Origin of the sequence: Roseibium hamelinense, assembly GCF_007830545.1 — a bacterium.
Classification (GTDB): Bacteria; Pseudomonadota; Alphaproteobacteria; order Rhizobiales; family Stappiaceae; genus Roseibium; species Roseibium hamelinense.
In genome coordinates this window covers 102,414-129,000 of record NZ_VLLF01000001.1, presented here as the reverse complement: position 1 = coordinate 129,000, position 26,587 = coordinate 102,414, and the positions used below count along the sequence as shown (strand labels likewise).

Here is a 26,587-nt window from a genome sequence, read left to right as displayed (position 1 = left end):
CCGGAGAGGGTCCCAGGCACGGTGGAGTGGACAAGCCGCGGGATCGTTCTTGGCACCCGCAAGCACAGCGAAACAGATGTCATCCTGGAAGTCATGACCCCCGACCGGGGCCGGCATCTCGGGCTCGTGCGCGGAGGCCGCTCAAAGCGCCACCGCCCTGCCCTGCAACCGGGCAATGAGCTGCAGTTGACCTGGAAAGCGCGCCTGTCACAGCATTTGGGCGCTTTTACGATTGATCCGGTCCGTTCCCGGGCCGCGGAATTGATGGCCTCCTCGCTGGCTCTCCACGGTGTGCAGCATCTCGCCGAACTGCTGCGCAGTCTTCCAGAACGCGATGCCCATCAGCGTCTCTACGAAGCGCTACAGGTGGTGCTCGACCACCTCGGCGATGCCGAGATCGCAGGGCCACTGATCGTCCGTTTTGAACTGGCGCTGTTGGAAGAACTCGGTTTCGGCCTGGACCTTTCAGCTTGCGCCGCCACGGGCCGCATGGATGATCTGGCCTATGTGTCGCCAAAATCGGCACGCGCCGTTAGCCGGGAAGCCGGGCGCCCGTATCACGACAAGCTCTTGCCCCTACCGCCCTTTCTCGCCGACGGCCAACGCCAGCCAGGCAGTGAGATCCCGTTTCACGACATTCGCGATGGGCTCACGCTGACTGGTTTCTTTCTGGAACGCAACCTGTCAGCAAATGACAGCCGGTCTGCCGGTGGGTTGCGGACGCAATTGCAATCCAGCCTGGAGGCGCATTTCCGCAAGCACAGGCCGTGGGAGTTTCTTTGAACACCACAGGTGCGTTGTTTGGAAACCGCTGTCCAGACCTTAGGAGGCCTTGACCACGTCCCCCTTCAACACCGGGCGATAGTCCGCAACATAGCTCCCGACCTCTTCGGCCTTGATTGGCTTGGAAAAGAAATAGCCTTGTATGTACTCTGCTCCGAGGTTTTGGAGCACGAGCAATTCCTCTGCGGTTTCAACGCCTTCGACCACACAGCTTATGCCCATGTCGCGGCTGAGGTTCAGCAGCGATTTGACAATGCCATAGCTGGTTGAGTTGGGACGGATATTGCGCACAAAACTGCGGTCGACCTTGATTTTGTCCAGTGGCAGCAAATGGATGTGTTTCAGGCTTGAATAGCCGGTGCCGAAGTCGTCTAGCGCAATGCCAATCCCGACTTCCTTCAACACTTCAATTGCCGCTTTCGCCTGCTCGAAGTCCCACATCACTGCGGTTTCGGTGATTTCCACTTCCAGCCGTGAGGCGGGAAACCCATGCTTCTTAACAAGTTCGAGCATCTGATAGATGAAGCCCTTGGAGGATAGGTTCGACGGCGACAAGTTGAACGACAAATGCAGGTCCGACGGCCATCTGTGAACCTCTTTGAGCGCCTTTTCCAACAGAAGCAGGGTCAACCGGTTGATCAAGCCGGCACGCTCTGCAACCGGAATGAAAAGTCCTGGCGGCACCTGCCCGAGATCCGGACTGTTCCAGCGTGCCAAACACTCCAGACCGGTCACCGTGTTGGTGCGGATGTTCATTTGGGGCTGGAACGCGCAGTAGATTTCATCGGTGAGATCAGGCGCCAAGAGCGCGCGTTCGAGGAGCACAGTCTGGCGCATTTCATCCGCCTGTGCGTTGCCGAATACGGCAAACGGGCATGACGGATCGCGCTTGGCGGTCTGGAGCGCGTAAAGCGCCTGCTCATGCAGTTCCGTTGACGTGGTGCTGGTCTGTGGCCACACGGCAACTCCTACATAGCCGGAAATCCGCACCGTTCCTTCCGGAAGCTTGAAACCGGTTTCAAATACGTTCAGTACCCGCCGGCCTCTTTGTTCGGCGTCTGCGGGCGACGAGGCTGTGTCGATCACCACCGCAAACTCATCGCCGCCCAGCCGCGCTGCGATGCCAACGCCCGGTACCGAGTGTCTCAGCCGGTTGGCGATTTCAACCAAAAGGCTGTCACCAACCTCATGGCCGTAAATGTCATTGATCGGCTTGAAACCACCGAGATCAAACACGCAAACGGCGATCGGCCTTGCCTCACGGCGGGCTTTTTCATACCGATCGGAGAGCTCGGCGAAATAAAGCCGCCGGTTCGGCAGCCCGGTCAGGGGGTCATGCTTGGCCAGCCAGTCATTCTCGGAATTCAGCCGCTGCAGCTCGGTATTCTTTTTTTCAAGCTCTGCCTGCTGATCATGCAGTTTCTGGCCTGCCAAAACCAGACGCACAAAATCCTTGTAGTGAAAGTTTGAGATCGCGACAGCGACCAGGGACACCACAATTCCGCACAGGGCAAAGTAAATGAAAACACCATCGCCAGCCCAGGCGAAATACGAAAAATAAACTGGATTGACCACCAACGCGTTCATGATCGTCGCCGATCGCAAGTGCAGCATGCAAAACGTGCAGGCGACGTTACAAATGCCAACCGTAAAAACGATCTGCCCTTGAGCAAACGGATCACCGTAGGGGAACAAGGCCATGGCCCAGGCACCGTAAAGCACCGGGTTCAGCACAGCCATCCGGTTCGCACTGCGCAAACGCCTCAGCGCGTGGGTCGGATCTTCAGCGCTGGCGAACCCGGTGGACCAGATCGACAAGCGGTAAATCGCAAAGGCCGTCACAGCTACGGGGTAGTAGAGCACAAGTGCCAGTGGGGCCTGCCCCCACATGTTGGCAACAACCGTCCAGCCGCCAAACAGGCATACAAAATAAACAAGCGGAATCTGCCGGTGCAATGCCCGAAACTGCGCGAGCGTCAGTTCTGGATTACCGGAAGGAACCATGAAAAACCCGGAAAGGGTCCGATAAAGTCCGTGCACGTCAATTGCGCCCCAATTTCTGCAGCTTTTCAGCAGAACCCGTGTATTTAGCCGATGGCCTTCACGTTTTCGCCTGAAAGATACATATAAAAATTTGAAAAGCTCTTAATTCGAGTTGAAAAATACCGTAAATATTTAAAATCAGACTGTTAAACGGCTAAACGAAAACTATCAAACTCTCATTGCCTTAGAAAACGCTGGCGGCATTGAGACCACCTAACGCTTTGGCAATCAGCCTTTGACAGTAGACACCAAAGACTGCGTGTGGCTGACCCGCGGGCCGCCTCGGGGATGGCGAGCAAAAAACAGTTGAAAGCGGTGGGATAACCGCCGCAGCACGTTCGGGAAGATTGAGAAAAACCGCGCAAAACGGTAGTTCTGCCGGGATGGGAAAAGAAGTGACACCGCCGGAAGGCGTCGAAGGGATTGAGCTGCGGGCAGCGCTTGAAGAGCGCTATCTCGCCTATGCGCTTTCAACAATCATGCACCGCGCCCTGCCTGATTTGCGCGATGGCCTGAAACCGGTTCACAGGCGCCTGCTCTATGCCATGCGGCTGCTGAAACTGGATCCCGGTTTTGGCTTCAAAAAATGCGCCCGCGTCGTCGGTGATGTCATCGGTAAATACCACCCGCATGGTGACCAGGCTGTTTATGACGCCCTCGTCCGGCTGGCCCAGGATTTTGCACAGCGTTACCCCCTAATTGACGGTCAGGGCAACTTCGGCAACGTGGACGGCGATAATGCCGCGGCCATGCGGTACACCGAAGCCCGGATGACCGACACAGCCAAGAGGCTGCTCGACGGTCTTGACGAAAACGCGGTCGACTTCCGGGAGACCTATGACGGGGAAGATAAGGAACCGATCGTTCTTCCCGGCGGGTTCCCGAACCTTTTGGCCAACGGTTCATCCGGCATTGCCGTCGGCATGGCAACGTCCATTCCGCCGCATAACGTGCATGAGCTATGCGAGGCGTCGCAGCATCTCATCAAGAACCCGTCGTGTGAGGCCGAGGAGTTGTTGCAATTCGTCAAGGGGCCCGATTTTCCCACTGGCGGCCTTCTGGTTTCAGATGCAGCTGCTACGCGGGAAGCCTACCTGACCGGCCGCGGCAGTTTCCGCGTGCGAGCGCGGTGGGAGGTTGAGGATCTTGGCCGCGGTCAATGGGCGATCGTGGTGACGGAAATCCCCTATCAGGTTCAAAAGTCACGCCTGATAGAAAAGATCGCGGAGCTTTTGACCGCGCGCAAGCTGCCCCTTCTTGAAGATGTTCGCGATGAATCGGCCGAAGATATCCGCGTCGTTTTGGTTCCGCGCTCGCGCAATGTCGACGCAACGCTGTTGATGGAATCGCTGTTCAAGCTGACTGATCTGGAAAACCGGTTTTCCTTGAACATGAACGTGCTGTCCGGCGGCAAGGTGCCGATGGTGATGGGGCTGAAGCAGGTCCTGCGCGAATGGCTGGACCACCGGAAGGACGTCTTGATCCGGCGCTCGGAACACCGGCTTGGCCAGATCAACCACCGGCTTGAGGTTCTTGAGGGCTATCTGATTGCTTATCTCAACCTTGATGAAGTCATTCGCATCATTCGCGAGGAAGACGACGCCAAGGCCGAGCTGATCAAGGCTTTTGAACTGACCGACGTTCAGGCCGAAGCCATTTTAAACATGCGCCTGCGGTCCTTGCGCAAGCTTGAAGAACTCGAGATCCGCAAGGAACATGACAAGCTAACGGAAGAAAAAGACCAGCTTGAAAAGCTTCTGGGGTCCGACGCACGCCAGTGGACGAAGATCAGCAAGGAAATTGCCGACATCGCCAAGGTTTACGGGCCAGAGACAGAATTGGGCCAGCGCCGGTCCGGTCTGGTGGAAGCACCGGACCATGACTTTGGCGATATCCAGCAAGCGATGATTGAAAAAGAGCCGATCACCGTGATTGTCTCGGAAAAAGGCTGGATCCGGGCGTTGAAGGGCCATCAGAGCGACCTGAGCACGCTGTCCTTCAAACAAGGCGATGCCCTCAAACTGTCGTTCCATGCAGAAACCACAGACAAAATTCTGATTTTCTCGACCGGTGGCAAATTCTTCACTCTGGGCGCCGACAAATTGCCCGGTGGACGCGGGCATGGTGAACCAATCCGCCTGATGGTGGAAATGGATGAGGCGCAGGACGTTGTCAGCGCTTTTGTTCACAAGCCCGGACGAATGTTGCTTTTGTCCAATGACGAAGCGCGCGGTTTTGTGGTCGGCGAAGACGACGTGATTGCCAACACCCGGAAAGGCAAGCAGGTCCTCAACCTGTCTGACGGCAATGAAGCCCGGCTGTGCGTTGAAGCCAGCGGTGATCAGGTTGCGATTATCGGCGAGAACCGCAAGCTGTTGGTCTTCCCCCTCGGCCAGATCGCGCAGATGACCCGTGGCCGTGGCGTCCGGCTGCAGCGTTACCGGGACGGCAAGGTGTCCGATATCCGCGTCTTCAAGGGCGAAGACGGCCTGACTTGGACCGACAGTTCCGGGCGCTCCTTCACCCGGACCCTGGACGACCTGATGGAATGGCGCGGCGATCGGGGTCATGCAGGGCGTTTACCGCCCGCTGGCTTCCCAAGGTCGAACAAGTTCAGACCCACCCGGCTCTAACCACATCCGAGCGGGCGGCATTGGCCGCCCGTTTTCGTCAGCTCGCCTCTCGACCTTCCACTCCAACCCCGGCATTCTTGAAACTGGAAGAGTTTCGGGGGAATCATGATCAACGCGTTTTCATTCAACACCAGCAATCGGATCGTGTTTGAAAACGGCAGCGCCTGCGCCTTGGCTGACCATGCCGGGCACCTCCTGGGTGAGCGGCCGTTCGTTGTCACCGACGAAGGAATTGTTGCCGCAGGGTTGATAGACCAACCCCTCGGGTTCGTAACAGAAAGCGGGCGTCAGATTGCCGTGTTCGACCGGGTTACGGCCGACCCGGCGGTCTCTGTCATCATGGCAGCATGTGACGCGGCCAAGGCACACGCGCCCAGCTCGATTATCGGGTTCGGCGGCGGATCTTCTCTGGATGTCGCAAAACTCGTTGCCTTGCTTTGCAAGTCGCATGAACGTCTGGACGACATTTGGGGCATTGGCAATGTCGCAGGCGACCGCCTTCCGCTTGTTTTGGTGCCTACGACTGCAGGCACCGGATCGGAAGTGACCCCAATCTCGATTGTCACAGTCGGAGCCGATGAAAAACGCGGTGTTGTGTCTCCCGTTCTTCTGCCGGACCTTGCGTTGCTCGACCCATCGCTCACATTTGGCCTGCCCGCGCATGTAACGGCGGCGACGGGCGTCGACGCCATGGTGCATGCCATCGAGGCCTATTCATCGCGCAGTGCAAACAACAACCCCGTGTCCCGAGCACTCGCTGTTGAAGCCTTGAAACTGCTCGGCGGCAGTATCGAAACCGCCGTTTACACTCCTACGGATTTAGACGCGCGCGGCGCCATGCTGCTGGGATCCATGCTTGCGGGTATGGCATTTGCAAATTCGCCAGTTGCCGCAGTGCATGCCCTCGCCTATCCGATTGGCGGCACATTTCATGTCCCTCACGGCCTTTCAAACGCGCTTGTCCTGCCGCATGTCCTCAAATTCAATGCACCGGCGGCGCACCAGCCTTATTCAGATATGGCGCCGCATGTGTTTCCAGAGCTTGCCGAAACCGTCGACACGGAGCAGCGCGCGATAGCATTTGCAGAGCACCTGCAGGACCTCACCCGCAAACTCGGTCTTCGCACGCGGTTGACAGATGTCGGCATCACCGCCTCTGACCTCCCGAAAATGGCCCGTGATGCGATGAAGCAGACGCGTCTCCTCGTGAACAATCCCCGCAATCTCTCGGAAGCCGATGCGCTTGCAATTTATCAGGCCGCCCTATGACCGCAGCATCGGAAAAACCAGCCCGGCCCACACCTTTAGCGCGCGGACACTTTCGCGCGTTCCGAAAAATCCCGACCAGGTGGATGGATGTGGACATTTATGGCCATGTCAACAACGTGCAATATTTGAGCTTCTTCGACACCGCGGTGAACGGCTGGTACATCGACAAAGGACTGCTTGATCCACGCAGCTCGCAGCAGATATTTCTCGTTGTTGAAACCGGTTGCAACTATTTTGCCGAACTTGTCTATCCCGAAACAGTCGAGGCTGGACTATTGATCGAAAAAATCGGTTCTTCGTCCGTAACTTATCGGGTTGGCCTGTTTCGCGAGGGACACGGCAACACCGCAGCGCACGGGCGTTTCGTTCATGTGCTCGTTGATCGCCAGACACGGCGGCCGACGCCGATACCGGCACATTTCAAGGCGGCTTTCGATGAGCTCTCCAGCTCACGCGAAAAACCTTGACGGCTAATCAGTGTTCACAGGTTGTCCACACCCTGCCCCCAAGCCGTGCACAAGTTGTTCCGCACCCGACCTGCCGCCAGTGACTAACCGAGGTTTTTCATGAGGCGTGATTTTTCACGCTGCCAATCGCGTTTCTTTTCGGTCTCGCGCTTGTCGTGGACCTTTTTTCCGCGCGCGAGTGCGATCTCGAGTTTGGCGCGCCCTTTGTCGTTGAAATAGAGCTTCAGCGGAACAATCGTTTTGCCTTCCTTCTGGACCGCGCCAGCAAGCTTGCCGATTTCGCGCTTGTGCAAAAGGAGTTTACGCGGTCTGCGCGGCTCGTGATTAAACCTGTTCCCTTGAAGATACTCTGGAATATAGACGTTATAGATCCAGATCTCACCCTGGTATTCGGCCGCGTAAGATTCGCCGATATTCGCCTTTCCCGTGCGCAGGGACTTGACCTCCGTCCCCTTCAGCTCGATGCCGGCCTCCAGCGTATCCTCGATCTCGTAGTTGAACCGGGCCTTCCGGTTATCGGAAATGATTGCCCGACCCGGAGGCCCATCCTTTTTGGGGGCCATTTCTTGTTATCCTTGTTCAGTATCCGCGAAACGCCGATTGCACACTGATCAGTTGATCAATCCGGCATGGCGCATTGCTTCTTGTATTTCTATCTGTGTCTCACCCGAGACCGGCACAAGAGGAAGCCTTACTTCGTTTTCCATGCGGCCAAGCAAGGATAAGGCATATTTCACACCGGTCGGGTTCGGTTCAATGAACAAGGCGCGATGCAGCGGAGCGAGCTTATCCTGATACGCCAGGGCCTTGACAAAATCGCCGGCCAGGCAAGCTTCTTGGAATTCGTGCGACAGGCGCGGTGCCACATTTGCTGTCACCGTGATGCAGCCCACCCCGCCGTGAGCGTTGAAGGCCAGCGCCGTAATGTCTTCGCCCGACAATTGAACGAAATCAGGTCCGCAGAGGTGGCGTTGACGGCTGGTTGTCGCGAGATTGGCCGTCGCATCCTTGACACCAATGATGTTTTCACAGGTCTCATAGAGTTCAGCCATGGTCTCCGGGTGCATATCGATCACCGAACGCCCTGGAATGTTGTAGATGATGATCGGCAAGCCGACGGCATTGCTCACCGCTTTATAATGCGCCTTCAAACCGGCCTGATTTGGCTTGTTGTAGTAAGGTGTCACAACGAGCAAGGCATTTGCACCGGCTTTTTCGGCGAACTGCGCCAGGTCAATCGCCTCGGCGGTGTTGTTTGAGCCCGCCCCTGCAATGACCGGAACCCGGCCATTTGCCGCTTCGACACATAGTTCGACAACGCGCTTATGTTCGTCATGGGTCAGTGTTGGGCTCTCCCCGGTTGTTCCCACGGGGACCAATCCATGACTGCCTTCTGCGATTTGCCATTCCACAAACTCTTGAAACCGTTTCTCATCAAGCGCTCCGTCCTTGAACGGCGTCACAAGCGCTGGAATCGATCCCTTGAACATCTTCGGTTTCCTTAAGATTTTTAGTCGTTTTGTGGCAGACTGTGGCTGGCTGGACCGGCAACATAATGCTTGGCGGAACGCGGAGCAATGGCAATACAACGCAGAAACAAAGAACAGACGGTTCTGGAACAAGATTCGTGTGACGGATAAGGATCTCTCCCGACTGGCGGGAGTGCGCGCGGCATCATAAGTTCAGAAATAACAACCAATAAGACACATTTGAGGAGGAACAATCTATGGAGGTAGCCCTCGATAAGGCGGAACATCGGGCATCCGGTCCGGCAAATACATCCAGCCGCTTTTCCTGGAAAAGCAGGGATGGTCTGACCTTGTCCGGCTGTATCTGGGAACCTGCTGCCGGCACAACAGCCCCAAAGGTTCCTGTTTTGTGTCTTCCCGGACTGTCGAGAAACACGCGTGATTTCAATAGGGTTGCCGATTTCCTTCAGAAACAAGGTCATAGGGTAATAGCGCTTGACTACCGGGGGCGCGGACAGAGCGACTGGGACGCAGACTGGCAAAACTATGCCCTGACCGTGGAAGATGGCGACATCGACGACGCCATTGCGAAGCTTGGCCTGGACAGATTTGCCGTCTTGGGCACGTCCAGGGGCGGACTTCATGCCATGATGATGGCCCAACGCTACGAAAAACGCCGCTTAGCCGCTGTGATCCTCAATGACATCGGCCCTCACATTGAAATGCGCGGCGTGCACCGTCTTGCGGCAACCATTGGCCGCAACATGACGTTTGCTGACAAGCACGCCCATGCAGCGCTGATGAAACACAATATGGAGCATCAATTCCCAAGGCTGTGCGAACAGGATTGGCTGGACTGGGTCGACCAACTGGCGAGCGGGTCAGACGGCAAGTGGAAACTCGATTACGACCCTGCTCTGGGGCATACGCTGGCAACCCTGGACGAGGGCGCGCCCTGGCCTGACTTGTGGCCACTCTACAAAGGTCTTGAAGGCATCCCGGTGCTGATCATACATGGCCAAACGTCCGATCTCCTGACTGCAGAAAGCTGTCAGAAAATGCTGGATGAGCTTCCCGGCGCCAAACTGCATGTAGTGCCTGACGAAGGCCACGCCCCCCTGTTGTGGGACAGGCCCACACAAAGCGCGATTTCCAATTTTATAGAGACGGCGGAAGCTAAAAACCAGCAAGCGGCAACAGGAGAATCCTAGCCCTCAGGGGCTCCGGTTCTGCATGGGCCCTGCAGGACATTATCCCGCCAGCACGGTGCGGGCCGGCGTCGGTCCTCCGCCTTGTGCTGGCTGGTGCTCCCAACAAAAAACCCGGCGTTTCCGCCGGGTTTTTCATCTAACCTGCAATCAGGTAAGATTAGAATGTCCGCTGAAGACGGATACCTGCACGCCAGTCTTCGACGTCAGTTGCTGTACCGTCGTAATCGGTGTCAGCGTAACCCATGTCAACACCGACCGCGAAGCCGGAAACCGGGGAGTACTGAACCGAACCGTCGATTGCCCAGCGGGTTGCGCCGTTGATGGTGCCGCCGCCGTCGATGTCGGACCAGGAACCGTCAAGTGCAAGACCGATGGTCTCTGTTGCCTGGTGGTAGATACCAGCAGACAGCGAGTAACCGGAAGACGTGTCGGAAGAACCGGAACCGATCACAAAGTCGTAATCAGCAACACCAGCAGCGTTTCCGATGTAGTCCAGTTTGCCGTCGGCATACTGAGCCTGGAAGAAGATGTTGGAGTCGGAAGACAGCATCGGCAGGTTGAAGACAACACCAGCGCCGATGGCCCAGCCAAAGCTACCGGACTTGGAAGCGCTGATCGGACGTACGTCGTAAACAGCACCGCTCAACTGAGCAGAACCCCAACCCTGGTCAACACGCAGGTTGGCAACCAGGTCAGGCCAGCGCTGGCCAGCGTAGATTGCTGCGCTGCTCTCGGTGAAAGTGGAGTCTTCCAGAGCAACTGTTGCGGAGAAACCGTTGCCGAATGCAGCGGTGTAAGCAAGCAGGTTGGTCGTGGTATCAGCCCAGTCACGCGTGATCACACCGATGAAGGCCTGACCAGTAGCGAACTGGAAGAAGGATGTTGTACGACCAGCAGTGATGCCGCCCCACTGGATGTAAGCTGCTTCGAGGAAGAAGCTCTCAGAAGGACCGGTGTCGCCAGTCATGTACATGGAAGTGTATGTACGCAGCAGGCCGAACTCGGTGTTTGTGCGGCTGTCGAGGTAGACATAACCACGTGCGCGGAACGTAATGTCGTTCGCGGTGCGGTCGCCCCAGGAACCATTGTCGGCGAAGTTGGTGGTCTTGTATTCTACGCGAACACGGCCGCCAACGCGCAGGCAGGTTTCGGTGCCTGGGATGTAGTAGAAGCGTGAGCCGTAAGCGTCACAGACGCGAACGTAATCGATCGGCTCCGGAGCAACCGGAAGATCGGCTGCTTGGGCGGTTGTAGCGGCAGCAGCTGCTGCGGCGCCGAGCATCAAGCTCTTGAGTTTCATTTCTGACCTCCAATCAGTCATTTCTAGCCAACATTCCGAGGCGGTCGCCCAAATTAGAATGTTTTGTCCCCGCGAAATTCTCTGCGTTTGCTTCCTGCCGGAGGTTGGAATTCCGTGGTGGGCAAAGCAGTGCGGCCCGAAGCCGCTCGCAAAGTGACCATACGCATCCCGATCATTGGTTCAACAACGAAACTGCCCTTGGGTAGGTTGAGCAGCCTATTTGCAATACCGGTGTTGCGACAATGTCACAGCTTTGGTGAGGTTCTTAAGAAATGAGTAAGAATTGAAGGCCTGAAAGCACGCAGATTACCGGATATGGCGGGAATCTAAAGAAGAATCGCCCCATGCCGTAGAATGGGGACGGCCCGATGGTTTGGTGCCACCGGGCCGCTAGACTGATCGAAGGTCAGAAACAGACTTTCGTCAGAGCTCTAAACCGTCAGACGGATTAGAATGTGCGCTGAAGACGAACACCGAAGCGGATATCGTCCTGGTCGCCAGCACCGTCGGTGTCTGTGTTCGCGTAGCCCATGTCGGCGCCAACTGCGAAGCCGGAAACCGGGGAGTACTGAACCGAACCGTCGATTGCCCAACGGGTTGCGCCAGCAACGTTGCCGCCGCCGTCGATGTCGGACCAGGAACCGTCAAGTGCAAGACCGATGGTCTCTGTTGCCTGGTGGTAGATACCAGCAGACAGCGAGTAACCGGAAGACGTGTCGTTCGAGCTGCCGACAGTTGCGTCGTAGTCAGCAACACCTGCAATGTTTCCGATGTAGTCCAGTGCGCCGTCAGCGTACTGAGCCTGGAAGAAGATGTTGGAGTCGGAAGACAGCATTGGCAGGTTGAAGACAACACCACCGCCGATGGCCCAGCCGAGGCTACCTTCGTTCGCAGCAATCGCCGGACGAACTTCGTGGAGAGCACCGCTCAACTGTGCAGAACCCCAACCCTGGTCAACACGCAGGTTGGCAACCAGATCAGGCAGGCGCTGGCCAGCGTAGATCGTGGAGCTGCTTTCGGTGAAAGTGGAGTCTTCCAGAGCAACTGTTGCGGACAGGCCGTTGCCGAATGCAGCGGTGTAAGCGAACAGGTTGGTCGTGGTGTCAGCCCAGTCGCGAGAAACAACACCCATGAAGGTCTGACCGGTAGCGAACTGGAAGAATGAAGTTGTACGACCAGCGGTGATACCGCCCCACTGGATGTAGGCAGACTCGAGGAAGAAGCTGTCAGACGGGCCGGTGTCGCCAGTCATGTACATGGAAGTGTATGTACGCAGCAGGCCGAACTCGGTGTTTGTGCGGCTGTCGAGGTAGACGTAACCACGTGCACGGAACGTAACGTCGTCCGCAGTGCGGTCGCCCCAGGAACCATTGTCGGCGAAGTTGCTGGTCTTGTATTCTACGCGAACACGGCCACCAACGCGCAGGCAGGTTTCGGTGCCCGGGATGTAGTAGAAGCGCGAGCCGTAAGCGTCACAGACGCGAACGTAATCGACTGGCTCTGGAGCAACCGGAAGATCGGCTGCCTGTGCAGTGGTTGCAGCAGCTGCAGCTGCAGCGCCGAGCATCAAGCTCTTAAAGTTCATTTCTGACCTCCTAAGTCAAATTCTTTTGCGGCACAGACCTAGTCCGAAAGGAACCAAAACTGCACCTGTCCCCGCGATACGCCCAATCATTCGATTGCATAACCAAACGGAATGTTTCGGGATCAGCTAACCGCTGTTCGCAGGCTGCAAAAAACCAGAATCGGCTGACCGCTTCAAGCTGAAAGCGCGCCTGCAAAACGCTTCCCGGCACACTGTTGCAGAGATTCAACATATTGAGTTTTCGTGATATTTTTACGTTAAGGAAGTTTTTTTACATGAGTCATTTTTTTCAATGAGTCAGATTTGATCAAATAGACGAACCCAGAAAGAGACGATCTCAAAAATATATTATAATTTATTTGATATGAAATTTTTCAAATTTGCGTATTCGTAGCTTTGATTCCAAACCTCTCTCTTAGTGAGAAAATTCTGCACCAGCGTAAGTTTGATTTTTTGATCGCTAAAAATCTCGACCTAACCAAAAGTAAGCTTGTAAAAATCAGACCCCACGCCGTGCCGCCTGTCGGCGATGCGGTGGAACAGACACGCGTCAACTGCAAATCGAAAGTGTTTTTTGGATGTAAACCGGCTTCAGCGGATGTTGATCAGCACTGATTCACTGGCACCCGCTGCGTCGATGACCGTCAAATCAACGAATCCCCCGCTTTCAGGCTGAAATGTGAATCGGTGCCGGACATCCTGAAGTCCGGTTGGCCTGCCATTCACCAGCAGGCGAAACGGCCGTAAACCGCCTGTCAGCTTCACGATTACCGGTTGCCGGCCCGTATCTTGCGACACGCCTGCAAGGATTTCGGCACCATCTGGTGGATAGAGAATGCGCAATCCGTTTTGATCGCCGGCAAACGTGTTCCGGCGCACGCGCGCGTATCGGAGTGGTTCCGGCAGTGCCTGTCCCGCCCCTACCGGCAACCCCGGTGGCGCATGAGGGAGTGGAACCGGTTCGCTCCCCATCCGCCGGAACACCCCAAACAATAGCGGTGTTGCAGTGGTCGCGCCGGTAGATCCCGGCACCGGGGTGCCGTCCACACGTCCGGTCCACACGCCGACAACAAACCGGCCGTCAAAGCCTATGGCCCACGCATCGCGATGACCGTAGGCCGTACCAGTCTTATAGGCGATTGCCCGTGTTTCAGCCGCAAGGGGCTGCGGCAGTCCTGCCAGGATGTCGCCAACCTGCCATGAGGCGATTCGAGACAAGACAGGTGCTCTGTTACGAGCCGACGCCTCACTGCCACCCGCACCGTCCCTGTTGATTCTCGGTTGAACCGGCGTCCCGCCATTTGCAACGGCGCCATAAAGAACTACGAGATCTTCAAGCGTCAGTCCAAGTCCACCGAGCGCGGTGGCGAGGCCCGGTGCCTTGCGCACCGACATATGCGGACGAACGCCTGCCCGTTTGAGTCGCGCCATCAATCGGGCGGAACCAACCGAATCAAGGAGCTGAACTGCCGGCGTGTTCAACGACAGCTGCAACGCCTGCCGGACCGATACGGTGCCCTGATAGGCTTGATCGAAATTGGTCGGGCGGTATCCGCCGAAATCTATCGGCCGGTCCTCAATCAAGCTGTCGGGATGCGCGATCCCCTGTTCGAATGCCAATCCGTAAATCAGCGGTTTGAGCGTCGATCCCGGAGACCGGACAGCCTTGGTCATATCCACATGTCCAAGACGGCCTTCATCCAGCAAATCTGGCCCGCCGGCGGCGACGCGGACAGCGCCTGTTTTGTGATCCATGACAACCACAGCCGCAGACACCTTGTCACCGAGCGTTTGAACCCGCGCCTTGAGGAGATCTTCGACGCTGGCTTGCAGTGCCCGGTCCAGCGTCAGCCGGTGCACTGACCGAGCAGGATGTTCCAACACCGCATCGCGGCTTTTGTGCGCGGCGATGAGCGGCATTCTGCGCCATTTTTCCGGCAAGATGTCCCTTGCAGCTGCCGCCGCCTCGTCCGCTCGAATAACACCCGCCTCGGCTGCCCTGTCCAACACCCGCTGCCGGGCGCGGCGCGCTGCTCCGGGAGACCGGTCGGGACGCCGTGCTTCCGGAGACTGCGGAAGGGCAACGAGCAACGCGGCCTCCGCCAGTGTTAAACGCGATGGCTCCTTGCCAAACCACACCAGACTTGCGGCCCTTACACCCTCCAGATTGCCGCCGAATGGCGCCCTGAGGGCATAAAGCGAAAGAATGTCCTGTTTCGACCGTCCACGTTCGAGGGCCAGCGCACTGATGACCTGATCATATTTTGCATTCAGCGTCTTTGTCGGGGACTCATTCAAAAGCCGGGCGGTTTGCATGGTGAGGGTCGACGCTCCAGAGACAACACGTCCCCGGCTGACGCCCTGCCACAGCGCACGCGCCATGGCTGTCCAATCGACGCCCGCATGGTCGTAGAACCTTTTGTCCTCATATGCGATCAGCAGTTTGAAGTAGACCGGGTCGATCTCATCGAGTTCGACCGGAAGGCGCCATTTATCATCGGTGGTCAAAAACGCCCGCAGCAAACGATCATCCCGGTCCAGAACCACCTTAGAAACCGGTAGCGGCCCTGATGCAATGACCGCCTGGCGGGCCTCAATGTCACGGTTGATCTTGGTCAGCACACCCGCGGCCGCAAGCAGCCCAACCGAGACAACGGCGCCACCCAAAAGGGCGGCGATGCGTTTTGCTGACCTGGTTTTGCTGCCACGTGTCACGACCGGCGCCCCTACCGATCCCGGTCAAGGATCGTCATGCGTCCGGTCGCCGTATTGGCCCGCCTGTCCGGACGGTACATGTCCTCGACCGAAGCCGCCGGATGCAAGTAGTCACCTGGTGTTACGGCACGCGCCAAATAGGCGAAATGCATTTCGTCGCCGCCCGATCGAGTCTCGTCAACCGCCACCTCGAAACGGTCTGCCTTGAACACCGCATGCTCCGGCTGATCGATGGTGGCCAGAAAATCAAGGCCACCCAGATCCCCGGAGCGGACCAGACGCGGATTGTCGATCGCAAGACCAGCCGGAATCCGATCGACGATCATCAACCTGCCCGGCGTATCGGACAGCGCCCGCACTGTTACCACAACGGCGATCCGCGTGTTCAGCGGCACGGAAGATGACGGCAGCGGGGTGCCTTCGAGATCGTAGAGCGTGCGCTCGATGGCATAATCCCGGCCAACTTCGGGTTCAGGGGTCAAGGGCTGCCCTGATACACTGACGAGCATATCAGCCGCGGCCTGGCCGGTGTTTTCCGCCCGAACCTGCTCATTGGCAATCTGCTCTCCGGTAAAGTCCCAGATGAGCCGGCCCGTCTCAGTCTCGCCGTTGATCGTGACGGCATCATCTGCGGCGGCCGTATTCAACCCATCGGCGGCGAGCAGCATCCATGCCATATCCTGCGTCGAGAAATGGCTCCTGTTTTGCTGGGCATCGCGCACATAGCGCGTTGCGGGCTCGCGGAATGCGCCCGCATCCGGGGTTGAGGCTGCGTAGGTCAGAACGCCCGCACCGTCACGCAAGGCAGACCCGTAATCCGAATAGGTTCCGTTATCCGGGCGCAAGCCGAGGCTTGCGACTGCATCTGAAAACGCTATCTGTGCTCGTTCGCCCTCGCCATAAAGTGCGATCGCCGCCCCGAGCTGGGCTTTTGCCAGCGGCGTGCCGAACGCGTCCAGTTGCGCATCGATATAGTATCTAAGATCTCCCATGGAGGCCCGTCCATTGCGAGCCAGAACATAAAGCGCATAGGCCACGCCCTCCCCGCCATCATTGACATCGGTGGTATAGGCGACCCGGTTCTCAAGATTGTCGAGGGCACTGGAGAACGCGGTTTCTGCGACGCGGTACCCCTGCTCGAGCGCGCGCGTCAAAAAGTCGGCGATATAAGCATCGAGCCACAGATCGCCGCCGCCATAGCTGTTCCACAAGCCGAAGGTTCCACCGGCCGACTGATTGGCAAGCACATTTCCAATCGCCTCTGTCACCCTTTCGCGGATGGCCGCATCTTGGCCAAGCCCTGCCGCTTCGGCGACTTCGTTGAGATAGAGCAGCGGCAAGGCCCGGCTGGTGGTTTGCTCGGTACAGCCATAAGGATACCGGTCCAGCGCCTCCAGCAGTCCGGCAACATCAATACGGGCCGCACCGCCAGTGGTCAGCGTGATCTTGGCAGTCTCCGGACGCAGGCCCGCCGTTATATTGCTGTCCAGCAGCAAGCTTTCACCCTGATTGAGAGCGAAGGACGACCGGCGCACGACGTTCGGAGACGGATCCCGCACATCAAACCGCAGGGTTTCGCTGTAGATCTCCCCATCCGGCGCGGTCAAGAGCGCAGTGACTTCGCCAGATCCGAGACCGGCGCGTGTTGAAACCGGCAGAGAGATTTGCTGCCGTCCACCCGCCCCAAGGCTGAATTGTGCCGCATCCGCGGTCAGGCTGGCCGCAGCAACCGGGCCGTCCTCCACGATCTCCAGGCTGTAGCTTCCTTCCGGACCGTCGACATTGTCGATGTCGAACAGAACCCGTGTGCTGTCACCCGGCGCAAGAACGCTTGGCCCGCTGGCGGTGATGACAACCGGCGAGCGCACTTCGACGTCCGCCTCACTGTGACCGACACCGTCGGCCGACCAGGCGACCGCCATCAGGCGGATGGCGCCGTTGAACTCGGGGATCTCGAAAGACACAGTCGCCTTGCCGGCACCGTCCAGTTTTACCGGCCCGGAAAACAGCGCAACCGGCTCTTGTTCGGGTGGTGGTGCGTCCAGCCGCATGGCCCCGGCGTCTCCGCCAGACCTCACGCGGCCGCGGGAGCCCGCTGTCCGGTCAATCAAAAGACCGTAAAGATCCCGGATGTCCGTACCCAGACGGCGCTGACCGAAATACCAGGCATCCGGGTCCGGTGTCTCAAAGCCGGTCAGATTAAGTATGCCAATATCGACGGCGGCCAGAGTGACATAAGCGTCAGCGCCATCCGGGAGGTTGGAAATTTCAACAGGCACATCTAACGTTGTCGAGGGCAGGATCCGGTCCGGCGCGGACAGAGCAATGTCCAGAACACGGTCTTGCGGATCAAGCTGAAGCCACGACAACCCGATCGCACGCGCCGGCATTTGACTTTGGGCAAGGTCCATCGGCCGGTAAAGGCTTGCAGTGACATATGCCCCTGCACCCCAATCCTGTGTAACCGGAATTTCGATTTCAGCTGTCTCGCCAGTCACCTCAACGGTCTGCGTCGACACAAGGCCACCGGCCAGGACGCTGATCGAGGCAATCCCGGGCGCCTGCGTCGTCAAACGCAACAAGGCCGTCTCGCCCGGCTGATATGTCTTCTTGTCCAGTCCGACCTCAAGGTAATCCGGCGTTTCAGAAGACGCATCCGCAGAATACCACCCGGCACTGAATTCCGTGCTGGTCGCAACGGGAATTGCACCTTCGCCAAGGATTTCAAGCCGGTAACGCCCCCACTCGACCGGCAGGGAGAGCCGGGCGGGCTGCCCTGCAGACACATTGACCTCTCCATTGGCGACACGGCGGCTTAGGGTAATCGGCTCATAGGCCCAGCGGCCATCGGTCCGGTACCATTGGTAGCGACGGTCGAGTTGAGAAAGTGTCCAGGACAAACCATCTCCGGAAATGCGTTCACCGGCGGCATTGATCACAATCACATCAAATTCCGCCGGACCGCCTTCGTCGACACCGCCGTCGAATGCCGGTTTGATGCCGATTTTCGGCGCATCACCTGCCACAGGCAACTCCAGGCGGCGTTCAACATACCGGCCGCCGGCCTCAACCAGCCGGGTAACAAGCTCTCCTTCGTAAAGAGCTGTTGTCTCCGGCAGATCAGGCAGTGTGACCTCGAAGTTCAGCGCGCCGGAACTGTCCGTCGTCAGTCCCTCCGGAAGACCGTTGCGGCTTGGATAACTCTCAAGATCGCTCAAGCCAAAGACATAACCCGGGTAGCGCATCAGAGCCCGGCTCGGCCGGACGATAATATCCCCTTCCAGGCTTTGCCCGGAGGCCGGAGCCCCATACAGGAACGCAGCCGTCAGGGAGACGGATGTCGCTCCCGTGCGGCTGAAGGCGGCCGCCTCTGTTTCCAAATCGAAGTCGACCCGCTCGGGCTGATAGTCTTCGACCATGAATGTTTTCTGCGTAAGCGCGGTGTCGTCCGGGCTCAGGTGAACCGCAAAGGACCAGGTTCCTTGCTGGGCGGTGGCGCTCAACTCGAGATCGAGGAAATGCCCGCCTAGACCCGAATCTTGCACAACTTGCCTGAGATGCTCGACCCCATCCGGACGGTAGACGATAATGGTCATGGGCAGGTCGGATTGCGCGGCTGCCTTCGCGGTCCGCATGAGGACCTGCATGTGGACCGTGTCGCTGGCCTTGTAGATGCCGCGATCCGTCCATGCAAACACATCGATCGGTCCCGGTGCCGGACGGCCTTCGACGCCCCGGTCGCTCAAGTCAAATGACGGCTTCTTCAGATCCAGGAAGGAGTAGTCACCGGTATCGGTTTCCACGACCAGCAGGCCCGGTGCCATGCCTCCACGGCCTCTAAGCAGCCCGGGCTCAAACCGCGCAAAACCGTCGCTGCCGGTTTCCGTCTCGCCCAGGATCTCGTTGCTGACGGCAACAAGCCGAACCTTGGCCGCGACAACGCCTTCTGCGCTTGTAAGAGACCGGACATTGACCGTCAGGCCATTGTCCCCCGTGTAAGAGGCAAGCCCAAGGTCAGACACCAGAAACCATTGGGTTGCCAACGGCCCCCATTGGTCTTTGATGTCCAGTTTTGACCTGGCTGTCATGGCATAAATGCCCGGTTTCAGCTCGATCCCGGTTTCGCTGATCGGAATGGCCGTGGTGATCTCGGCATTCAACTCGTTTTCAGTTTCGACAATCCCGGACCAGACCTTTTCGCCGAGGTCGTCCTCGATCTGGTCGGACTGATAGTTGCCAATCTGGCGCAAGAACTTGCCGTCTCGAATGGTTGCAGCAAGCGCACGGTCGCCAATCCGGTAGATAGATGCCTCCACTTCCGTCGTGTTGACCGAAACAATCGGAATGGTCGGATCTCCGCCCGCGGGCAATACATAGGACCGGCCCATGAAATAGACCGTTGGCGACCGGTCACGGACATACACAGACAGGCTTGCCGATTTTTCCAGCTTCTCGCCATCGGCTGCGGGCAACCCGCTTCTGGCCAGGATCTCGTATCGGGCCCCATGATTTGCTCCATCGATACAGACTTGATTTCCCTCGGCCTCAATCGCAGTGGTACCGGGCCCTTGAACCGAAACATATGGCCCATAGTCAAAGGCGCTGGCCAGACGATCCGAGAACACCAGGCATATGCGCGGGGCAGCCGTATCCGCATCGACCTCGTGACTGACGATACGAAATCCGTGCCGGGCAATCATCTGGTCGTAGCGGCGACGCAAATCCGTCCGGTCTTCAAGCGTCAGGGCGAGCCGCAGGGATTTGATCGCCGGTTTCCAGTTGTCTTGCTTGGCAAGCGCGCGGCTTAACAGCTCAAGCGACCAAACCCGCTCCGATTCGGTGATTGCACGCATATATGCGTTGATCGCGGAGGAGACCGCATTGTCCCGCTTGGTCTGCCGGTCCTGCCAATTCTGCGGATTTTGAGCAAGCTGTGCCTCGGCCAGCTGGCTCCAGGCTGCGAAGTCCTCCGGTTCCAGCGCAAGAACGCCGGCGAAATCCTGCTCGGCCAGTTCTGCATTTTTGGCGGCCAGGGCCTCCTGTCCGTTGCGGCGCAGCTGATCCACCGTCTGGCCGGACAACCTTGCCTGCTCGCCGACCCGGCGCGCATACGTCGCCGCCCGGTCGATCAGGCCCGAGTCAAGGAACGCGACCTCCGCTTTCCGGTCGGCTTCCTGGGTTTCACGCGGCTGGCTGACCTCGACAACACGGCCGGCCACTGCGCCCTGAAACCCCTGAAGCTGTCCATAGTTAGCCTTTAGGAAACACCACCCCGCAGAGGTGTTGAAAGTAAAGGCGCGGCACGTCTGATCGGCAAGGCACACCCGTTTGCAAGCCTCCAGATCGACATCCTTTACCGTTCGGTAGTCTCCGCCAAAAAAATCGGCGTCATCAATGGTCACGATCCGCCGGTCTTGCGCCGCCGATGGGGTTGGAACGCCAAGTCCCATGAGGATCAGGAGGATCGGCAAGGCGCTTTTGGCCAAAAGCCCCGTGCCCTGGGCATTCTTGCGCAACAGGCCGGAAATAAACATTGCTCGTCCTCCCGATGAGACAGGAAGGATATCCGAACACGGCTTGATGACAATGCCAAGGCGCTACGGGGTAAGGACTAACCCGAATACCGGATCAGGTGGATCCGTTCACATGCTTGACGAGTTCGTCGATCAACGCCTGCATTTCCTTGGAAGCCTTGCCGGACGGGTCGGTTTCCATCACCGTGCGCCCCTTCCCCATAGAGGCGGCAAAACTCGTCCGGTTGCCGAGCCGGGCGGACAAGGCTGGATAACCGGAGGCGTTCATCGCATCGGCCATTTCCTGGGTCAGAGAGGCGCGCGGCGGTACACGATTCAACACCAAAATCGCGGGTGTATCCTCACGAGCGGCGAGTTGAAACGTCTGCTCCGTAGCCCACAGGTCCACCGGCGTCGGCTGGATAGGCACGATGACATGGTCGGCCGCGTCGATCGCCGGTTTTGCATCCGTATCGGTTTTTGGCGGCGTATCTATGATGACGAAGGCATGGTCGCGGGCAAGATTTCTGGCTTCCCGGCGGGCGCCCCACCCCGAAGCGGTGCGAAACGCCAGTCCGGTCTTATCTTCGCCCAGAACCTCTTCACGCGTTTCGAACCAGGTGCCGAGTGACCCCTGCGGGTCAACGTCCAGGATTGCAATGGGCCCATCCGCCTTCGACATCAGAGCAATGGCAAGGTGGGCAGCCAGGGTGGTCTTGCCCGATCCGCCCTTTTGCTGTGCGACTGTCAAAATGTGCCCGGCCATGTAATCCCCCAAGACTCGCTAGATCCGCATATTGCGATGCAGCGAAACCCTTGGCAACAACCCTTTCGTCGGGAACGCCAGCACCTGCGCGGCCAAGACGCGATTGTGGGCACCAAACCTTAGCTACCGCCCGCCCAGGGCATAATAGACATTCCAGGCTGGCCGGCCGGTCACCGGAAGTCCGTATTTCGCTTCCGCTGCGCGAATCCCCGCACGGGTTTTCGGGCCGACCTTGCCGTCGGGCTCGCCAACGTCAAAGCCGTTCCGGTTCAGGAGTTTTTGCAATTCCAGGCGCTGCGCGCGCGACAGCCCCGGATTATTGGTCGGCCACGGCGTCATGATTGGATCGCCGCCTTTGACCAGTTCCGACAGAAGCGCGATCGCAAGACCATAGGACGTCGAAGCATTGTAGGACCGCAGAGCGTTGAAGTTTCTGGTCACCAAAAAAGCAGGCCCGTTGACGCCCGCAGGTCGGATCAATGCCGTGTCGGCTTTGCTCCGAAACGTGCTGCCGTCCATGTTCCGCAGGCCCCGTTGTGTCCAGGTGCTCATGGACGCAAATTTCTTGCGCCCGGACGGGCCCGAATAGCCTTTGGGAACCTTGACCTCAAACCCCCAAACCCGGGTGTTCCGCCAACCGGCATTTTTCAGGAAATTCGCCGTGGAAGCCAAAGCATCGGGAACGGAGTTCACCAGATCTTTCCGGCCGTCGCCGTCAAAGTCGACCGCAAGACTGTTGTAGGTCGATGGCATGAACTGGGTCTGACCGAAGGCACCTGCCCAAGACCCCTGGAATTGATCGTGAGGGACATCTCCGCGCGAGGCGATCTGAAGGGTCTTGATCAACTCGCCCCGGAAATAATTTTGCCGGCGCTTACCCGCGCACACCAGATTGGCAAGCGCGTGCGGGGTGTAAAAATCGCCTCGGAACTGGCCATAGTCACTTTCAATGCCCCAGACCGCCAGAACCACATGCTTATCGACGCCGTAGCGCTGTTCGACCGCCTCCAGCGTCCGCCGGTGCTTTCTCAAAAGTGTTTTTCCGTCCTGGATCCGCTGTGGATCGACCAGAAACGCCATGTAATCCCAGATTTCGGTCTTGAACTCCGGCTGAGCCGTGGAGAACCGGATGACCTTTTCATCATATTTGGCGCCGGACAGCATCTTGTCGGCCACACTGGGTTGAACACCCGCGGCAACGGCCTGTTGTTTCAACGAAGCAACGCAGCTCTCAATCGCAAGAACAGGTGTCGACAAGGCAATTGCGCACCAACCGGCCGAAGCCACCAAGGTCGTTGCGCGTCCTGCGATCTTCGCGATGTGCATTCTCAGCCTCCCAATCGACGAATCGATGCAAATGACGCTGTCACGCTACCGCGACGGAAATGCGGCAAAAAGCGCTGTAGGCAGGATATCAAAAAGAAAGCCGGCTGCCTTCCTGACGGCCTGCTCGCTCAATCCCGGGACCCGGAATCGCTCGGCAACGTAGGGGCCGGATCTTGTGCGGGGCCATCTTGCCGCCCGCTCTATAAAAAACCCCGGGGGACGCCCGCCGGGGTTTCTTTGACAGTTGATGACGAAGGCTATTTGCCCTCGATGAGTTTCCGGCGCAGCCACCCCGACGTCTGGTCCATCATAATGACAACAATGATGGTCAAGACAATGATATAACTGGTGTTTTCCCAATCGCGCGAGGTTTTCATGGTCTCCACCAGCACAAGGCCGATACCACCCGCCCCCAGCGCACCGATCACCGTCGCGGACCGGGTGTTGGACTCCAGATAGTAAAGCACCTGGGACACGAACACGGGCAGAATCTGCGGGATCACGCCAAAACGATAGCGCTGCACCTGGCTCGCGCCGGTGGCCCGTACGCCCTCGACCTGCTTGTTATCGATGTTTTCCAGCGCTTCGGAAAACAGCTTGCCGAGCGAACCGGTGTCGGTGAATGCGATCGCCAGGGCCCCGGTCAGCGGACCTAGTCCGAAAGCGCGGATGAAGATCAGCGACCAGATCAACATGTCGATCCCGCGGAGAAAGTCGAACAGACGCCGGATCCCAAAACGCAACACAATCGATGGCGTGAAGTTTTTCGCAGCAAGAAACGCCAGCGGCAAACCGAATGCGGCAGCGGTAATGGTTCCCAGAACCGCCATCATGATCGTCTCGAACAGGGCAACCATGATCTTGCCGTGCTGCCAGTCCGGGTTATCCAGGAACTCATTGACGATGAACCACAAGTTGGATGTATTCGGATCCAGCCTGTCACCGCTCAACGCAAGCGCATACAGCTGGCCGGCAGACATTCCGTACAATTGGGAGTTAAACGGGAACCAGAAGTTCTCCCAACCGCCGAAATAGTTGTGCACCTCGATCTTTGTCCGCGTGATCTGCAGGCGCCGGTCAAGTGTGGGCCGGGCATCTAGCTTGCGCGGGTCGTCCCGCAGCCACTCCGGCACCGGGCCAGGCGGCAGTTCCGTTTCCACACCGTTGCTGACGGCCGTTGACAAGATCGTGCCGTACCCGGGCACTGTGAAACGTGCCGTCTGACCGTCTATTTCAATGAAGTACCCCTCACCCAGATCCACGTCGATCTGATCGCCATTCACCGAAACCCATTCAGGATAGTCGGTGGGATCATAGGTAGCGGTCCGTTCGCCCTCGATCGCGACCTCGACTTCGTCGCGGCGGATGTCCTTGACCACATGCACTTTGTAGGCAACCGAATCCGTTGCCAGAATAACAGCCCGCTCAGGGCGCGACTTTTCCAGAAGCTCGGGAACGCCGAAAGCAAACCACGTGTAGGTCAGATACGCGAAAATCGCGAGCGGAACGGCGACTGTCATCAGCGCACGGCGCTGGACATTGGCAAACACCGTATCGCGGTCGGGGACGTGTTCAGAAGTCGTATCAAGCGCCATTGGTCAGCTCCTCAATGCGCGCGATCGGATCCGACCAGCTTGCCCCGCATATAGGAGGAGAACTGGTCGATCAGCATGATGGTGATGAACAGGAGAACGAAGATGGCAGCGGTTTCATCACCGGCCCCTTGTCCCCAACCGATGGTCCTGCGCAGTTCCTGGCCGATACCGCCGGCACCGACGAAGCCCAGGATTGCCGACGCGCGGACATTGATTTCAAAGCGCAGCAGGAAATAGCTGAGGTAGTTTGGAGCGACTTGCGGCATCACGCCGAACCGGATGCGCTGAAGCCAGCTGGCACCGCAGGCAGACAGGCCTTCGATCGGCTTGCGGTCGATATTCTCGTTGACCTCGGAAAAAAGCTTTCCAAGCGCGCCAGCGGTATGAACGGCCACTGCGATCATCGCTGGAACCGGGCTCGACCCGAGAACGAAGATGAGAAACAGAGCGATGATTAGTTCCGGGAATGCGCGGGTGATATCCATGATCCGGCGGGTCACCGGAATAAGCGGGCCCCAGCTGTCGACATTGCGCGAGGACGCCATGGCCAGCACCACAGCCATCGCCCCGCCTATGAGCGTCGCCACTGCAGCGATGTTAAGCGTTTCCAGCATGGCCGGCATAAAACTGACGATCAGGCCGAAAAAGGCCGGACCGGACTGCCAGGCTTCAGCGACGATCTCTCCGGGATAGTCGAAAAACTGCGACAGACCTTGCAAAAATCCGCCAGAGTTCATCGAGTTCGATTTCGAATATCCGGACACGACGACAGCGATAACAAGCAGCACGCCGATCAGCGAATAAAGCTGACGGCGTTTGCGCAAGGACATGATCTCTTGCTCGAGGGCGGCAACGGCCATGGAAAAAACCTTTAAGGATTTGCCTTTGCATCAAAAACGCGGGCCGGTCACCCGGCCCGCGTTCAAGTCTTGAAAGCTCTTAATTTTTAGCTTTACGAGCTTCGATGATGTTGACGTAAGCCTCGTGCGTGATCGGCATGAAGCCTTTGGTTTCACCAGCTGCGATGTTGTACGCGCAATCCGGATCCATGGAGTTCATGGAGGCGATCAGGCCGGTCATCTTGATTTTGACGTCTTCCGGCAGCTTCTTGGACAGAACGATCGGGCCTTCCGGGATCACCGGGGACTGCCAGATCTGGCGCAGTTCGGTCATGTCAACCAAACCAGCGTCGGACGCCTTGCGCAGGGCACCGGAGTTGTAGCCGTCTTCCCAAGCGCCAAGACCGTCAGCCCAGGTAACACCGGCGTCGATGTCGCCGTTGGAAACCGCAACGATTGTCTGCTCGTGACCACCGGTGAAGACGACGTCGCCGAAGTATTCACCCGGCTTCATGGAGAAGCCTTCCTGCGGGATGGCGATGGACGGGATCAGGTAGCCGGAGGTGGAGTTCGGGTCACCAAAGCCGAACACCTTGCCCTTCATGTCTTCCAGCGAGTTGACTTCGCTGTCGTTGCGGGCAAAACCGATGGAGTAGTAGCCGTAGCCGCCGTCCACGTTGACCTTAACAAGGACCGGATCCACAGCTTCAGGATCGGTCAGGAAGACTTTCGCGTAACCGGATGCGCCGAGCCATGCCATGTCGAGGTTACCGCCGAGAAGGCCTTCGATAACGCCGTTGTAGTCAGCAGGTGCGAACAGCTTGACGTCAACGCCGAGCAGGTCGGCTGTCTTTTCTTCGAGGCACTCGTAAGCGCGCAGACGGTCGGAAGCGTTTTCGCCGCCAAGGATACCGATGCGGAATTCCGAGATTTCTTGAGCTTGAGCGCCGGACACAGCGTTCAGAGCAATCATGGAGACTGCTGCAAGCGCAGCAAACTTGGAAACAACGTTCATGTGGGACACTCCCCGTGACTTTTAATGAGGTGATGACGTTTGAAGGCCGGCGCGGGCT

The 26,587-nt window shown here is 58.0% G+C and carries 17 protein-coding genes; 5 read left to right on the top strand and 12 right to left on the bottom strand.

The window, feature by feature from the left end; all coding sequences use genetic code 11:
- Positions 1–21 precede the first annotated feature (21 nt).
- Complete coding sequence (gene recO, locus JM93_RS00600) at positions 22–783, top strand: DNA repair protein RecO (RefSeq protein ID WP_145340121.1); 762 nt, start codon at positions 22–24, stop codon at positions 781–783.
- A 39-nt stretch (positions 784–822) separates the two neighbouring features.
- Here the strand turns inward: recO and JM93_RS00595 are convergent, their stop codons facing one another.
- Entirely contained in the window at positions 823–2,823 is a 2,001-nt protein-coding gene (locus JM93_RS00595) for a putative bifunctional diguanylate cyclase/phosphodiesterase (protein WP_145340120.1), read from the bottom strand.
- 386 nt (positions 2,824–3,209) lie between these two features.
- Here JM93_RS00595 and parC point away from each other — a divergent pair, with 386 nt between their 5' ends.
- The 3 genes from parC (at position 3,210) to JM93_RS00580 (ending at position 7,195) form a co-directional block, all read left to right on the top strand.
- Positions 3,210–5,459, top strand: coding sequence for a DNA topoisomerase IV subunit A (gene parC / locus JM93_RS00590; RefSeq protein ID WP_145340119.1), 2,250 nt, complete (start codon positions 3,210–3,212; stop codon positions 5,457–5,459).
- 105 nt (positions 5,460–5,564) lie between these two features.
- Positions 5,565–6,728 (top strand): iron-containing alcohol dehydrogenase, encoded by a 1,164-nt coding sequence (locus tag JM93_RS00585; RefSeq protein WP_145340118.1) that lies wholly within the window; start codon positions 5,565–5,567, stop codon positions 6,726–6,728.
- Positions 6,725–7,195, top strand: coding sequence for an acyl-CoA thioesterase (locus JM93_RS00580; protein ID WP_145340117.1), 471 nt, complete (start codon positions 6,725–6,727; stop codon positions 7,193–7,195). The genes JM93_RS00585 and JM93_RS00580 overlap by 4 nt, the downstream gene beginning before the upstream one ends.
- A gap of 83 nt (positions 7,196–7,278) precedes the next feature.
- On the opposite strand, the gene smpB is transcribed toward JM93_RS00580, so the two are convergent.
- Entirely contained in the window at positions 7,279–7,758 is a 480-nt protein-coding gene (smpB, locus tag JM93_RS00575; RefSeq protein ID WP_145340116.1) for an SsrA-binding protein SmpB, read from the bottom strand.
- A gap of 48 nt (positions 7,759–7,806) precedes the next feature.
- Entirely contained in the window at positions 7,807–8,685 is an 879-nt protein-coding gene (gene dapA / locus JM93_RS00570; RefSeq protein ID WP_145340115.1) for a 4-hydroxy-tetrahydrodipicolinate synthase, read from the bottom strand.
- Between the two features lie 236 nt (positions 8,686–8,921).
- Here dapA and JM93_RS00565 point away from each other — a divergent pair, with 236 nt between their 5' ends.
- The gene (locus tag JM93_RS00565; RefSeq protein WP_145340114.1) at positions 8,922–9,875 is read left to right on the top strand and encodes an alpha/beta fold hydrolase; all 954 of its coding nucleotides are present in this window, start codon (positions 8,922–8,924) and stop codon (positions 9,873–9,875) included.
- A gap of 157 nt (positions 9,876–10,032) precedes the next feature.
- On the opposite strand, the gene JM93_RS00560 is transcribed toward JM93_RS00565, so the two are convergent.
- The 9 genes from JM93_RS00560 to phnD all read right to left on the bottom strand — a co-directional run bounded on the left by JM93_RS00560 (position 10,033) and on the right by phnD (position 26,529).
- Positions 10,033–11,175, bottom strand: coding sequence for a porin (locus JM93_RS00560; RefSeq protein WP_145340113.1), 1,143 nt, complete (start codon positions 11,173–11,175; stop codon positions 10,033–10,035).
- A 448-nt stretch (positions 11,176–11,623) separates the two neighbouring features.
- On the bottom strand, positions 11,624–12,760 hold the full coding sequence (locus JM93_RS00555) for a porin (RefSeq protein WP_145340112.1): 1,137 nt from the start codon (positions 12,758–12,760) through the stop codon (positions 11,624–11,626).
- A 591-nt stretch (positions 12,761–13,351) separates the two neighbouring features.
- A complete protein-coding gene (gene pbpC / locus JM93_RS00550; protein ID WP_170230456.1) occupies positions 13,352–15,475 on the bottom strand; it encodes a penicillin-binding protein 1C in 2,124 nt (707 codons plus the stop codon).
- 11 nt (positions 15,476–15,486) lie between these two features.
- Positions 15,487–21,009, bottom strand: coding sequence for an alpha-2-macroglobulin family protein (locus JM93_RS00545; RefSeq protein ID WP_155197513.1), 5,523 nt, complete (start codon positions 21,007–21,009; stop codon positions 15,487–15,489).
- 94 nt (positions 21,010–21,103) lie between these two features.
- Positions 21,104–21,754, bottom strand: coding sequence for a ParA family partition ATPase (gene parA, locus JM93_RS00540; RefSeq protein ID WP_145340111.1), 651 nt, complete (start codon positions 21,752–21,754; stop codon positions 21,104–21,106).
- 123 nt (positions 21,755–21,877) lie between these two features.
- Positions 21,878–23,080, bottom strand: coding sequence for a lytic murein transglycosylase (locus tag JM93_RS00535; protein ID WP_145340110.1), 1,203 nt, complete (start codon positions 23,078–23,080; stop codon positions 21,878–21,880).
- Between the two features lie 257 nt (positions 23,081–23,337).
- Complete coding sequence (phnE, locus tag JM93_RS00530; protein WP_145340109.1) at positions 23,338–24,675, bottom strand: phosphonate ABC transporter, permease protein PhnE; 1,338 nt, start codon at positions 24,673–24,675, stop codon at positions 23,338–23,340.
- Between the two features lie 11 nt (positions 24,676–24,686).
- Entirely contained in the window at positions 24,687–25,535 is an 849-nt protein-coding gene (gene phnE / locus JM93_RS00525; RefSeq protein WP_145340108.1) for a phosphonate ABC transporter, permease protein PhnE, read from the bottom strand.
- Positions 25,536–25,614: 79 nt separating this feature from the next.
- Positions 25,615–26,529 (bottom strand): phosphonate ABC transporter substrate-binding protein, encoded by a 915-nt coding sequence (phnD, locus tag JM93_RS00520; RefSeq protein ID WP_145340107.1) that lies wholly within the window; start codon positions 26,527–26,529, stop codon positions 25,615–25,617.
- Between the last annotated feature and the right edge of the window lie 58 nt (positions 26,530–26,587).